The organism is Nostoc sp., from assembly GCF_036917675.1.
Classification (GTDB): Bacteria; Cyanobacteriota; Cyanobacteriia; order Cyanobacteriales; family Nostocaceae; genus Nostoc.
In genome coordinates this window covers 241182-254944 of the sequence record NZ_JBALCT010000016.1, presented here as the reverse complement: position 1 = coordinate 254944, position 13763 = coordinate 241182, and the positions used below count along the sequence as shown (strand labels likewise).

The following is a 13763-nucleotide window of genomic DNA, read 5'->3' as shown; positions in this document are numbered from 1 at the left end:
ACTATATTCCGGAAAATAGACTCTGTTTGGTTTGAGATAGGTATAACTACCTCTTTCACTCCTTTCTGCTTTGCACAACTCTTCTTTGAGGAGAAGATCAGGTGCTATCCTTAACCCTCGATAGTTTTTCTTAAACAGAAAAACTAAGATGCTGTCTGCCCCAATATGGAGAAAACTTCGGAGTATAGGAATTTTCAGGAGGTTGGGGAATGAATGGTGATAAGCATGAATTATAGTCGCCTTACCTTATTACGTGCAAGATGTAAATTTACCAATTTATGCAAATTTAGCCTCATTACTTTGGAGGCTAAAAGTATTTGTATCAAATTGTAAAAAGGAAAAATGCTCACGCTGAACAAATTGCTGAGTATATTTACCCGATTACTCATTTGTCCTTTGTCTTTGGATAATAAGCAATGGACTAATGACTATTTTCTTCGAGTGAGACGATGACAACTGTGATATTATCGTGCCCTCCGTGGTCTTTGGCAGCCTCAATTAGAGAGATGGCGGCTTTATCAAGCCAAGGAGTGTTTTGGAGGCAGCTAGCAATTTTCTGTTCGACAAGTTCTTCTGTGAGACCATCACTACATAACAGCAAGCGATCGCCAACTTTTACATCCAGTGGTTGCAGATCAATGTGATGCAAGTCTTGACGCCCCAAACAGCGCGATAATACATGACGAAAAGGATGTAATCGTGCTTCATCTAAGGTGATGTCACCGATTTTAATTGCCCGTGCTACCCAAGTGTGGTCTTCCGTTACCTGTTCTAATTGCGACTCTCGGAAGCGATACAGCCGCGAATCGCCAACATGAGCGCACCAGGGCGACTCTGGGGCGCGAAAAATTACCGCTACAACCGTTGTACCCATGTCGGCGCGTTCGGGATGATTTTGCTGATCGTGCAATATTGCTTCATTGGCACCCCACAAAGCTTGCTCGATCAATTCTTGAGAAGATTTAGGAGATTGCCAATTTTCCACCAAATACGCTTGAATTTCCTTAGTGGCAATCCGACTTGCTTCCTCACCTCCCGCATGACCACCCATGCCATCGGCAACAACGAAAAACCGCCCCTCTGGGTCGATATAGTAAGTATCCTGATTATTAGAACGAATAAGTCCCGGATCGGTAAAACCCGTGAAATTAAGTTTCATAATTTTTTTGCAACAATTAATACATACGATCGTAACGGTCGAGGCGTAAAAGTAGTCGGATTAGGATCACTGAAAGTCCTACTGCAATTAAACCAGGGATTAGTGCCCACCATTCATGATTGCTAACCACTAAGATCGTAGCTGAAAGTGTGAAACCACTGATTAACAGAGCATAACTTATTGAAAGTTGAATACTGCTCTGTCGCCGCAACAGCCGTTCAGTTTCTATAGACCGAACACGCAGGCGCATATCTCCCCGCTCTAGCTTTTCTAGCGTATCCTCTAACCTACGTGGTAGACCAAACGCAGTACTACTTACTTGAGCTGCTTGACGACTTAATTCGTTAAGAAAGCTATTCCCCTCAGAACCATTCATATCGGTCATAAGCTGCATTGCATATGGTTTGGCAACTTCCATAAAGTTAAACTCTGGATCTAAACCTTTGCCTACCCCTTCGAGAGTAGAAAAGGCTCGCATCACAAAAGTAAAAGTTGCTGGAAATCTAAATGGCTGATTATAAGCTATTTCGTAAAGATCGTCACTAATTGCTGCGACCGATTGATTTTCAAAGGGCTTATCCATGAAATGATCGAGCATATACTGGACGGAACGCCGCACTGGGCTGATGTCATCTGTTGGGGCGATCGCCCCTAAATCGATCAGAGACTGAACAACGCGATCGCCGTCTTTTTGGGCAATACCAAACAGTGTTTGCATCAATCCTTCGCGGACGTTGGCTTTAATCCGCCCCATCATGCCAAAGTCGTAGAATATTAAAGCCCCACTTGCACTAACTGCAATATTGCCTGGGTGGGGATCGGCGTGAAAAAAGCCACTATTAAGTAACTGTATTAAGTAGGCTTGAGCGCCTTGACGAGCGATCGCCTTTCGATCCAAACCTGCTGCTTCTAAAGCTTCGTATTGGCTAATTTTAATTCCAGGGAGATATTCCAAAGTCAGTACTCTGGACGTGGCGTAACGCCAGTATATTCTTGGAACGTTCACCCAATCGTAGCCGCGAAAGTTACGGCGAAAAGTATCGGCGTTACGACCTTCGTTAAGATAATCAATTTCTTCCCAAAGAATACGGCAACACTCTTCGTAAATACCCAACCAATCTCGCCCCCGCCCCCATTTGGGATGGTTTTGAAAGTAGCGGGTAATTCCCTTGAGAATCTGTAAATCTATTTCAAATAACTTTTTTAGTCCAGGACGTTGCACCTTGACAACAACCGATTCCCCAGTATAAAGCACAGCTTTGTGTACTTGCCCCAAGCTAGCAGCAGCTAATGGAATCGGTTCAAAATTATGGAATAGTTCAGGAATTTTCTTGCCTAGTTCTTTCTCAATGGTCGCTTCTACTTGCTCATAGCTAAATGCCGGTACTTTGTCTTGTAACTTGGCTAGTTCTTCTACATATTCACCAGGGAATATATCAGCACGGGTAGAAAACAATTGCCCGACTTTGATGAAAGTTGGTCCTAAATCCAGCAGGGTATTACGAATCCAGATCGCTTGGGTTTTGCGTCTTGCAGCTTGCTTTACCTCAGTTACTCCACCTGCGTAACTCCAAGATTTGTTGTATAGCCAAAGCTTGAACATTAAGGTCAAGACAAAAGACCAAATGTCCACAAAACGCCGTCTGCTAGAGTAATTTTCCCGATTCCAACGGTATGCCTGATCTGAATAACCTTGTTCCATATGCTTTGTGTACCGTTGGTTTGAAACCGAATCACGTAGAAGAAAAGACACTCTGATTCCTAAACTGTTTTTGATGGAGTGTCATTTGTCTTTTGTCCTTTGACCAAATGACCAATGACTAAATTTATGCAGAAGTTCGGCGATAATGTTGCAATTCTGTTCGCAACAGGGCAATTTCTGCTCGTAATTCATCAATATCTGCTTGCAAGTCAACTGATTCAGAATTGGCTTGCCGACTACCTGTGGTAGATTGACCACCATTAGCTGCTTCTGCTGCCCGATTTGCCCGCTCTAGGACTTCATCTGTAAACTGGCGCAACTGCTCTCTAGCTTCGGCATCAAATTTGCCTAAATCACTCAAAGCATCGGTCAAGGCGACCTCTAAACGCTCATTAACTACTTCAGCTACCGCTCTGCCGACGAAAAAAGCTTGCACAAGGGGGTTACTCATAAATTTTTGTGACGTTGATCCGCAAGAGAATTATAACTTGTCAGTATGCTTTCCGGCTTCTGCTGGGGAGTTAGAGATTTATGTGACGCGATGTGCTACTTCATGCTTGGCGCTTTTTCTATTTCCCCATCTCTATTTTTCCTCAGAAACACTTCATGCCAAAAATATTGATTAATTGATGTATCCCTGGTAATTTAAGTATATTTGCGTATTACAAAAACAAGATCGAACCACTGGAAGTCGCGGCTACACAAAATAAGTCCGCGCAGGCTGACTACATCTTCTAGCCTGCGGAGGCACGCTTTGTACCCTCCGGGAAGCAAGCTACTGCTAGCCGCGATTTTACTTGTCTGCTGCAAGATGTGAAAACACCATATTTGTTGCCCTTAAATTATGAATAGCTATCCAGATTTCAGCGAATATGGTTATCAAGTTTTGCGAGAATTGGGACGTAATCGGGAAGGAGGAAGGATTACTTGGCTAGCATCAAAAGTTGATACAGGGGAACAGATAGTAATAAAGCAGTTTTGCTTTGCTCAAGCTGGTTCCAATTGGTCTGGGTTGGTTGAGTCGATAGCGGATATTATTCCGCGCACCTCTCAGTTAAATCTGGACGTGCGACTTTCATCGCATCCAGCTTCCGATGTTCTCAGCTTGCGCTTTTGCTCATGTGTTTGTAATCGTGGCAACTCTCATGAATTGCTTCAAGATTAATTTTCTTCCAGTTGGCGTGATTTCCGTCGATGTGGTGCAAATGTACCTTTTCTTCATCAATGAATTTCAGACCGCAGGAAGCACATTTATGGTTTTGCTTCTTAAGAGCCTTAGAGGTTTCACCGTCGTAGAGCTTGCTGTTACGTTCGCTCCAGTAGGCTGTATTTCCGTCATAGGGGGATTTTATTCCTGTGACCATGACGTGTTTATTTTCGGAGTAGGGAACTGCTGGGAATGCCTTGTCTAGTAATTTCTTGCTAGAGTAGCGGTTTTGCTTGGTTTCCCTGTTAAATACCGTGTAAGCTCTTTTTTGGATGTGGTATAACGAGTTTTTCGACCCGTCCATCTTGCAGAACTTATGGTAGTTTCTCCAACCTCTAACCACTGGGGCTAATTTCATAGCCTTTGTGGTAGCACCATAATTTGAGTTGTTGACGATGTGTTTTACTTTCTTACGGAAAGCTTTGAAGTTATCCACTGAGGGAGTGCTTTTAAGCTTTCCGTTTTTCTGGACTTTAAAGTGCCAACCGAGGAAATCAAACCCATCTGTCGCGGCGGTAACTTTGGTTTTCTTTTGGCTTACATTCATTCCGCGTTGGCGGAGAAACTCGCTGATTCTTTCAAGTATCTCAGTCGCATCGTCTTCAGGTCGGAGTATAATAACCATGTCGTCCGCGTATCGGATTGATGTCTCTCTACAGTTTGTCCATTTATCCTTATATCTGTGGACACTCTCAATCCCGTTTAGTGCGATATTTGCTAATATTGGGCTGACCACTCCCCCTTGAGGTGTTCCCTGTTCGGGGAATTCTGGGTTAACTCCTGCCTTGAGGCATCGGAAAATTCCGAGTTTTAAGCCTTTGGGGGCAATGAGTTCATCCATTATTGCTGAGTGATTAATCCTATCGAAGCATTTTTCGATGTCGAGTTCTATAACTCGTTTCTCTATTCCATTACTAGCGGAACGAAGGTTATCGAAGATATACTTTTGTGCATCGTGGGCAGAGCGCCCAGTTCTGAACCCGTAACTCCGAGCGTGGAAAGTGGCTTCGTGTGCTGGTTCAAGTGCGTATTTTGCTAGGCATTGCCAAGCTCTATCGGCGATGGTTGGTATCTTAAGCATTCTGGTAGTCCCGTCCTTCTTAGGGATGGGGATTTCCCGTAATCCTTGATGCTTCCAATTTCCACTATTCATTTTCAGCAGTTCTTCAAGGTTGAAGCGTTCTTCAAATGAGAGGGATTTTTTACCATCAATACCAGCCGTCTTTTTACCAGCATAAAGCTTAGATACTTGTCTTATTGCAAGAAATCGAGCCGAGGTTGATTTTAGAATAAGCTTTTGGAGTAACCTAGCTTTCCGTTTGTCTCCAACTTGAACAGCTTTGTACACTCGCTTTTGAAGGCGGAAAAGGGTACGGCGGAATTTCTTCCACGGTAAGGCTCTCCAAGATTCACTAGTTTTTAAACTGTGTCTAATCATTTTCTCTTCTAGAGTTTGTGTATTCTGAACACCTCAGACCAATTACGGTCTGTCCTACCCGAATTGTGGGGATTCCTCCGCTCGTCTGGGCTACTTGGGGTTCGACTGCCCCTAGACCCACAACTCGTTTTTATTCGTTCCCTCGGAGAGATTGATTGTTCCGTTAGATGTAACCAATTCGACTACTGGATTCCCTGGACTCTTGCCGTTAATTGCCTCAAGGTTTCGGCGGGAATAATCTCCAGTGGGGTCAGGGGTTTTACGTTGCGCCCTTGCCCTTGAGTGAGTCGCTTTTCTAGGTTCTGTTTCATCATAGGAACTCCCTGTTAGCGCCAGTGTCAACCCGCAACGGTCGTCTGGTTGCGCCCTGTTCCCAGCTTCACCCTCCAGAAACCGAGTCTGGTCAGTGTGGGCAGGTAAGGAGTCAATTCTGAGTCTGAATGGCAAGGCTTACACTTGCATCTGACCGAGAGTTCAGCCTTTTAGTTACAGTAATCTGCTGTCGGGCTGGTTTAGTTATGTACGGACTAATTACCGTGATTCACTAAACAACGAATCGCACTGAGGCTCATCAACGAGAAATTAAAGTACTACAAGAACTAACTCATCCCGGTATTCCCCGCTACATAAATTCTTTTGCTACGTCTGATGGCTTTTGTTTAGTGCAAGAATATATCAACGCGCAATCTTTGGCAGAACTCGTCGCTCACTTTGAAATAGAGGAAATTAAGCAAATTGGTGTCAAAGCCTTAGAAATTCTTGGGTACCTGCAAATTCTCAATCCTCCGATAATTCATCGGGATATCAAACCAGAAAATATTTTAGTAGATGAAGAACTCAATGTCTATATAATTGACTTTGGTTTTGCTCGTATTGGCAGCCAGGAAGTCGCAGCGAGTAGCGTATTCAAAGGTACTCCGGGTTTTATTCCACCAGAGCAAATGTTTAAACCAACAGACGCTACAGACTTGTATGCTTTGGGCGTAACCTTGATTTGCTTACTGACAGGAATCAAATCAACAAAAATAGATCAATTGCAAGATCAAGATGATCCATATTTAATTAAGTTTCACCATCTTTTACCTCGGTTGAGTCTACGGTTTCTGGGTTGGTTGGAAAAGATGGTACAACCGCTACAGAAAAACCGTTTTGCTAATGCACAATCAGCTTTAGAAGCACTCAAGCCACTTGATGTTATCCGTGTAGCGGGAGTTGATTTCAGTGAAACAGTGCTGGAGTTCAAAGCGAACCGATTAGGGGAAAAACTAACGCAAAGTATTACAGTTGAAAACCCCATATCAGATACTTTACTGGAAGGTAGATGGGAAGTTGCACCTCATCCTCAAGACCCACCGCATACCCCAGATGATCATGCTTGGATTTCGGTGACACCTGCCCAGTTTAGCGGGAATCATAGTTGGTGTCAGATTCAGGTAGATACGAGTAAATTGATGGCGGATAAGCAGTATAAACGTCAACTGATACTGCACAGTAATGCATATCCACAGACTCACACTTTAACGGTGAAGGTGCAGACGGCTGCTTTACCGATTGAAAAGCGAAAGATAGCCTCTGGTGATTTAATTGGGCTGTTTTTAATGACTGTGGTGGTAGCTATGGCTACGACTTGGTTTATTACTTATGCTGCAAGTGCGGTTGCGAGTTTCCTGTTACAAACTTTTGGATATGGGGCGATTCTGTTTTTGGGTATTTTCTCACTTATGTTTGGGTCTTGGATCGGTTATTCCCGACTAGTAGAGCGGGGATACTCTGTGGCTGTAGCTGTGGGTGTGGCGGTGTGGGTGGCTGTGGGTGTGCCTGTTTGGGCTGTGGGTTGGGCTGTGGGTATGGCTGTGGTTGGGGCTGTGGGTTGGGCTGTGGGTATGGCGGTGTCGGGGGCTGTGGGTGGGGCTGTGGGTTGGGCTGTGGGTTGGGCTGTGGATAGGGCTGTGGAATGGGTTATAGATTTGGCTGAAGACTCATTTACAACTGTACTAATACTACTAACATTAGGATTTGGAGCTAGTGTAGGAACTGGAATAATAGCGGGTTTTTTAAATCCATTTATTTTGTTACCACTAACAGGAACCAGTTTACCCGCACTTTCCATGTTGCTTTATTCACCCCTAAAAACACGTAGGTTAATTACTAAATATCGCCAGTCTGAGGAATCTTTAATCAAGCCGTAATCAAACAGATGCCCGACTTCTTAAACAAGTCGGGCATCTTGTCTTGTTTGTGAGGAAGCTAACATCGCACTCTCTTTTTTTCTGCCTAAATTAAGAATGCGAAGCCTTTTTTTGCAAAACGTTAATGTAGTGCGGTAAGCGATAGCTATGCAGTTAAGCTTATCGCTTGAACAAAAAGATTACTATATATAATAACTAACTATGAATATAGGTCAATCTATGCCTACCAAACAAATCACAGAGTATTTTAACTTCCTGTCTTCTGAAGACATTAGACTCAAAGACTCAAGAATTGGGATTGAAACAATACTTTATGAATATATTGATTGTGGACGTTCTCCAGAAGAAATTGCCCAAATTTATCAAACAATATCTTTAGAGCAAGTATATGCAACAATTCTTTATTATCTGCAAAACAAAGAAACTGTCAGTGCTTACATCAAAAACTGGATAGAACACGGTCATAGAATGCGAGAACAACAGAGGCTTAATCCCCCGTCAGTGTCAGAAAAACTGCGTCAACTCCGAATTGAAAGACAAGCCAAAAAGCAAACAAATGGCACTGAAATATCTGATTGATGAAAATGTTAATCCTATTTATCCAAATCAAATTAGGCTAAGAGAACCTGAAATTATTATCAAGGTAGTAGGAGAATCAGAAACTCCACCGAAAAGTACACTCGATCCAGTAATTCTGTGTTGGTGTGAGGAGAATAATTTTGTACTTGTGACAAACAATCGAACTTCTATGCCAGGACATTTAGCTGATTATATCGCTGTTAATCGTCATATCCCAGGAATTTTCATCCTCAATCCAAATTTGAGTATTGGTGAAAATATAGAAGAATTAATAATAGGTGCTTTGGCTTCAGAAGAAGATGAATATCAAGACCGAATAGTTTATTTACCCTTACCCTAAAAATAGGCAATTACCTACGGTATACTATGCGATTATCTACGGTATACTATGCGATCGCTAACTACAAGTCTGTTAAAATCAACGTATAACTAACTGATGCCGGATTGATTCTATGACCATAGCACAAGAATCAGAATCTAGTGAAGACATTTCGCAAGAATTGTGATTAGTCGTACCACCAGCTATAGGAATTATTTCTCCATCTCTATATTCATTTTTGGATTCTGATGTCTCCTCTAGTTGTAAATATTCCTCTGGACTGTAGGATTTTTTGGGTGTTTGTGTTTGCATAAAAACCATATCTGTGAAATATAAATTAATCAGGATAATGCTTGGCTAAAAACTCTTCAGCTTCTCTGCGATCTTTAATCACTCCATCCAAGGTAGCAGCAACTACATCATCTAATATTTGCCGATACTGCGGTCCTGGTTTGTAACCAAGTTTCTTTAAATCATTGCCATTCAATAATGGCTGCACATTCGCCCAAACAGTGAAATATTTCCAAATCTGATGTCTAATCTCTCGCGGACTTTGCACAGCGATTAAAATCAGCATTGGTAAATCGCACTGTCGCAACAACTGCACAACTTGACTGGGGCGTTGCAAAGTGGGTAATAATGTCATCACCTCAGTTTGCACTTGAGTTAAGTTCTTCAACCTAGCAATGCTATCCTCTGGCAATTGGAGATTTTTTGCTACTTTCGCCCGATATTCTGGTGCTAGGTGGGCAATTAACGTTTCTAAGCGCATTTCCCAATGAATAAGGGTTGGTTGCGGGTCAAATCGCCGCAAGCAGCGTTCTAGTAAACGTAATTGCCGCAGGAGTTCTGCGTCTAGCTTCAGGGTAGGATGGATACATTGCAATGCCCCTAAGTTATCGAGTAACTGCAAAGCCGATTTCCAGTAAGGGGCTTCTAGGATGTGTTTTAATTCTGTTTTCAGTCGAGTTTGCAGGGCTGGAGTTCTGCTATTCTCTTGAGCAGTGCGATCGTAAACACCACTGTTGATGGCATAGCGGATAAACTCTTCAGTTTGCGGTTCAATCTCAAATCCGAAGCGCACGGCAAAGCGCACACCACGATAAATGCGGGTGGGGTCTTCGATAAAGCTATTGGCGTGTAAAACCCGAATTTGTTTAGCTTGTAAATCGATTAACCCGCCAAAGAAGTCAAGTAGGGGCGCAGCCTGCTGCGTCCCTACACCAGCACGGGGAGTAGTGAGGCGCAAGGCGAGGGCGTTGATGGTAAAATCTCGGCGATACAAATCTTGACGAATGGAACTCGCCTCAACTTCTGGATTTGCTGCTGGATAAGGATAGAATTCTGTTCTAGCAGTGGCAATATCTACCCATAAAGAATCTAATTCTGGGTCTTTGTGCCACAGCAAAGCAGCAGTTTGAAAAGCCCCGTGAATTTCTAAGCGGGCCGAAGGGTAAAGTTGTTGTAATGCCTTTGCTAATTCCACACCAGCACCGACATCTGCTGCGTTATGAAAGCCATCAACCACAAGATCAATATCTTTAATCATCAAAGTGCCCGATGCTTGGGCTAATAGCAAATCCCGCACCGCACCTCCCACTAGATAAAGATGCCAACCTCGTTTTTCTGCCTCTTGCGATGCTGTGGTGAGTAATTGCCACAATCGAGGAGCAAATTTATTCTGTAACTCAATATTGAGTCCTGTTCGCGGATAGCTATGGTTTAGCCCGTGCTGATTTTTTAGTGATGATTGAGACTCAAGACTCAGCACTCGGAACTCAGTACTGTTTTGATGCAATTCCCTCAAGACATCGGTACGGGTGACAATACCAACTAACTGACCGTTCTCCAATACTGGCAAACGTCCAATATCATAAGTCACCATTAGCGCTTCAATTTCTGGTAGTGTTGTATCTGGTGTAATCGTTTTCAGATTCCTAGTCATGTAACCCTTGGCTGGCGCATGACTAAATCCGTGATGCAAGGCGATATCGATATCCCGCCGCGAAATAATACCTACCAGTTGCTTTTGAGCATCAACTACAGATAAACCAGAGTGTCCATAGCGCAACAAAATGCGCTGGGCTTCGGTAATTGTGGTTTCAGGCAAAATAGTGCGGACAGGGGAAGACATCAAATCCCTAGCAGTGGGGGGATGGGGAATTTGTGCTTTTATCCCATCAAGGAGTTGTTTTAATATGGCCTGCGAATCTACTTTGCGTAGGTTCACCGATGCAGCTTGCGAATGACCGCCGCCGCCCAAGAGTTGGAATAATAGGTTAAGATTTGTTTTGGGAATTTGCGATCGCCCAATTACTGTTAAGCGTGAATCACTTTCACCTAAAGGATACTCATTAGCCAACAGTATGGCATCAATTTCGGTTAATTCCACGAGTTCCGAAGCTAAACTCGATAACCCTGGCACAAAACTATCTGTTTTTAGAGTTACCCAAGCAACCGTATATCCATGTAGACAGAGATATTCTAAATTTTCCAGCGCCTCAGTTAATAGCTGCTGCAATTGCAAAGACAAGCCAGGGTCACGGTAGGTAGAAATTACCGACAAACTGGCACCTTGTTCCATCAACCAAGCTAAAGCTAAAGCATCCCGTGGTGTGGACAAGTCAAAGGTCAAGGAGCCAGTATCAACGTGGATACCTAAAGCCATCACAGTTGCTTCAGCAGGACTCAGGGAAATTTGCTGTTGTTGCAATTGCTCGACGATTAAAGTTGTAGTGGCTCCTACTGAGGAAATATGCGATCGCGTGGCGAGAATATCTGACTCTTGTCCTAAGTGATGGTCATAAACTATAATCTCTCTTAGATTGGGCAAATCTAACCACTGGGCAGCTTTACCCAAGCGATCGCGGTGTTGCGTATCCACCACAGTCACAGAACGAATTTTTTCCGGATTCACCGAACGGCGTTCAATTAGAGGATATTCATCCCGATGCAATGCCAAAAAATCCCGTACAGGAGGGTGAGAACCGCCAGTCAGCACAATCTTACTTCCCGGTAGTAGGCGCGTTAATCCGACTGCTGCTCCTAGCGCGTCAAAATCTGCTGTCGTGTGGCAAAGAATTAAATCCATAGTCAAGAGTCATTAGTCATTAGTCATTGGTACTTAAGTAAGTCGGCGAGAAAAATTCAATGTATATGAAGAAATATAAATTTGAAGTAGGGGAGCCACTGCGTTCATTGGTGTCAAATTAACGTAAAAACCAGTCTAGACAAAACTTTAATTAATTCCCTCGTCAAGAGTCTCTGACTGGGCATCACGGGGACATAAAACCAGAGTTTCTGGAAATGTCCTACGCGCAATAGCAGGAGTTACGCTCATTGCCTACACTGTACACCTTACTGTTAATGTAGGATATATCACTATTTCGCTGTATTGGGAGAAGCAAAAATGACTATAATATTCCAATTTGCTCTGATAGGTCTAGTCCTGTTGTCTTTTGTCCTGGTTGTTGGCGTTCCCGTTGCTTACGCCACTCCCCAAAATTGGGGTGAATCTAAAAAACTACTCTGGGTTGGTTCCGGTGTCTGGATTGGTTTGGTATTTTTAGTTGGTTTGTTAAACTTTTTTGTCGTGTAGGCGACGGCTTCGCTCTGGCGCAGGCACATAATATAAGAACTAGAGGGGCAGAAAAGCCAAGGTCAAAGACCAAAGGAAAAAAGGATAAATTTTTCCGATTTCCTTTTTTCTGACCGTGCTTTCCTGCTCCTCTACATTTTAATCAGAAATGTATATTGGCCAGAAATATAGTTAATTAAGAGGCAGTCATGGCAGTTTTCGAGGGAACTTTTACCCAAACGGAGCCTTTGCGGTTTGCAGTGGTGATTGGTCGATTCAATGACCTTGTTACCGGAAAGCTGCTAGAGGGATGTCAAGATTGCTTGAAACGCCACGGTGTAGACCCTAACCCCCACGGTAATCAGGTGGACTATGTTTGGGTTCCAGGAAGTTTTGAGGTACCTTTAGTAGCTCGCCAACTAGCACTTTCCCATCGTTATGATGCTGTAATTTGTCTAGGTGCAGTCATTCGAGGGCAAACACCCCATTTTGATTACGTATCTTCAGAAGTTTCTAAAGGCATTGCCGCCGCTAGCTTTCAAACTGGGGTGCCAGTAATTTTTGGCATTTTGACAGTAGATACTATGCAGCAAGCCTTAGAACGGGCAGGCATCAAAGGTAATCATGGCTGGGATTATGCCATGAATGCCCTAGAAATGGCCAGCCTGATGCGGCAACTGCGTTCTAACCTGGCAGAGCCATATTCTCGTAATAGCCAGTCTTTGCCGGCCTCTTTTCAAAGTGCCAGCGTCGGCAATTTAACTGCGGAGTCAGAAGAACTGGGCTAGGTTTGTCATTAGTCATTTGTGCTTTCTCCTTTGTTATTCACTAATGACTAATGACCAAATTAAAGGGTTGACAATTATAAATAAATCTGAGATATTAAGATATGGTTATCAATTGCGGGTATAGCTCAGTGGTAGAGCGTCACCTTGCCAAGGTGAATGTCGCGCGTTCGAATCGCGTTACCCGCTTCCAACTAAAACCTCTTGGACTTGAAAATTCCAAGGGGTTTAGTATTTTTAAGGTGCGTTGAAGTCTTCGTCGATTTGCGCTACACTCCTGTGAGCCGCTCCCAATGTGGACAGATCGATCAAAATAAAGAGAGAAGCCTTATCAGGCATTTACCAAAGGATTATATTCTCGCAGTTCATGTAAAACACGCTCAAGTTATTAGAACGCTTGTGCAATCTCAAAAACCCGAAAAAATCGACTTCAATGCTGAATACCCCTGTCCCTGTCGTCGCCGGGGTCAGTTAATTCCGATTACGCTGACAGAAGCATTTGGTTGCGATCGCTGTCAGCAAATCTTTGTCGTAGAAGATAATGGTCATGTCCTAGAACAGCTTTCTACCACCTATCCCTACAAACGGGCTTGGCGTTGGATCGGAAATAGTTGGCATGTTGTCCATCCCCGCTTGGGAGAAAGCTATCTACCTATAGCGCTGGGCATTATTTTCGTGCTAGTGATTATATGGCTACCATTAGCACTACGATTGGCAAATGGTTCCAGCATTATTGCTTGGGCAATGGTGGCGGTGCTGTTGGCTATCCTACCAGCACTAATGGTCTGGCTTACCTACAGACGTTAAC

At 43.5% G+C, this 13763-nt stretch carries 12 protein-coding genes, 1 tRNA gene and 2 pseudogenes; 8 read left to right on the top strand and 7 right to left on the bottom strand.

All coding sequences use genetic code 11. The features are described 5' to 3' along the window. Positions 1-421: 421 nt before the first annotated feature. From V7K31_RS06220 to V7K31_RS06210, 3 genes are all read right to left on the bottom strand, one after another. Positions 422-1159, bottom strand: a complete 738-nt coding sequence (locus tag V7K31_RS06220) for a Stp1/IreP family PP2C-type Ser/Thr phosphatase (RefSeq protein ID WP_335093210.1) — start codon at positions 1157-1159, stop codon at positions 422-424. Positions 1160-1175: 16 nt separating this feature from the next. Then, complete coding sequence (locus V7K31_RS06215) at positions 1176-2861, bottom strand: ABC1 kinase family protein (protein WP_335093457.1); 1686 nt, start codon at positions 2859-2861, stop codon at positions 1176-1178. Between the two features lie 124 nt (positions 2862-2985). Next, a complete protein-coding gene (locus tag V7K31_RS06210) occupies positions 2986-3312 on the bottom strand; it encodes a DUF6825 family protein (protein WP_335093209.1) in 327 nt (108 codons plus the stop codon). Positions 3313-3705: 393 nt separating this feature from the next. On the opposite strand from V7K31_RS06210, the gene V7K31_RS06205 reads away from it, so the two are divergent. Beyond that, on the top strand, positions 3706-4026 hold the full coding sequence (locus V7K31_RS06205; RefSeq protein WP_335093208.1) for a hypothetical protein: 321 nt from the start codon (positions 3706-3708) through the stop codon (positions 4024-4026). Here the strand turns inward: V7K31_RS06205 and V7K31_RS06200 are convergent. Both V7K31_RS06200 and V7K31_RS06195 read right to left on the bottom strand, forming a co-directional pair. After that, a complete protein-coding gene (locus V7K31_RS06200; protein WP_335093207.1) occupies positions 3962-5506 on the bottom strand; it encodes a group II intron reverse transcriptase/maturase in 1545 nt (514 codons plus the stop codon). The genes V7K31_RS06205 and V7K31_RS06200 overlap by 65 nt on opposite strands. 111 nt (positions 5507-5617) lie before the next feature. Beyond that, entirely contained in the window at positions 5618-5953 is a 336-nt protein-coding gene (locus V7K31_RS06195; RefSeq protein WP_335093206.1) for a hypothetical protein, read from the bottom strand. A 128-nt stretch (positions 5954-6081) separates the two neighbouring features. Here V7K31_RS06195 and V7K31_RS06190 point away from each other — a divergent pair. The 3 genes and pseudogenes from V7K31_RS06190 to V7K31_RS06180 form a co-directional block, all read left to right on the top strand. Further along, positions 6082-7695, top strand: a pseudogene (locus tag V7K31_RS06190) (protein kinase domain-containing protein); the annotation flags it as partial. A gap of 219 nt (positions 7696-7914) precedes the next feature. Then, entirely contained in the window at positions 7915-8274 is a 360-nt protein-coding gene (locus V7K31_RS06185; RefSeq protein WP_335093205.1) for a DUF433 domain-containing protein, read from the top strand. Beyond that, on the top strand, positions 8252-8614 hold the full coding sequence (locus tag V7K31_RS06180; RefSeq protein ID WP_335093203.1) for a DUF5615 family PIN-like protein: 363 nt from the start codon (positions 8252-8254) through the stop codon (positions 8612-8614). The genes V7K31_RS06185 and V7K31_RS06180 overlap by 23 nt, the downstream gene beginning before the upstream one ends. A gap of 159 nt (positions 8615-8773) precedes the next feature. On the opposite strand, the pseudogene V7K31_RS06175 reads toward V7K31_RS06180, so the two are convergent. Both V7K31_RS06175 and V7K31_RS06170 read right to left on the bottom strand, forming a co-directional pair. After that, positions 8774-8905 (bottom strand): annotated as a pseudogene (locus V7K31_RS06175) (Uma2 family endonuclease); the annotation flags it as partial. A gap of 25 nt (positions 8906-8930) precedes the next feature. Beyond that, a complete protein-coding gene (locus V7K31_RS06170) occupies positions 8931-11684 on the bottom strand; it encodes a CBS domain-containing protein (protein ID WP_335093454.1) in 2754 nt (917 codons plus the stop codon). A gap of 318 nt (positions 11685-12002) precedes the next feature. Here V7K31_RS06170 and psbZ point away from each other — a divergent pair, with 318 nt between their 5' ends. From psbZ to V7K31_RS06150, 4 genes are all read left to right on the top strand, one after another. Further along, on the top strand, positions 12003-12191 hold the full coding sequence (gene psbZ / locus V7K31_RS06165) for a photosystem II reaction center protein PsbZ (RefSeq protein WP_179068007.1): 189 nt from the start codon (positions 12003-12005) through the stop codon (positions 12189-12191). Positions 12192-12379: 188 nt separating this feature from the next. Continuing rightward, positions 12380-12958 (top strand): 6,7-dimethyl-8-ribityllumazine synthase, encoded by a 579-nt coding sequence (ribH, locus tag V7K31_RS06160; RefSeq protein ID WP_334827423.1) that lies wholly within the window; start codon positions 12380-12382, stop codon positions 12956-12958. Positions 12959-13072: 114 nt separating this feature from the next. Next, a tRNA-Gly gene (locus V7K31_RS06155) sits at positions 13073-13144 on the top strand. A gap of 210 nt (positions 13145-13354) precedes the next feature. Further along, positions 13355-13762 (top strand): hypothetical protein, encoded by a 408-nt coding sequence (locus V7K31_RS06150; protein WP_334827425.1) that lies wholly within the window; start codon positions 13355-13357, stop codon positions 13760-13762. Position 13763: the final 1 nt, after the last annotated feature.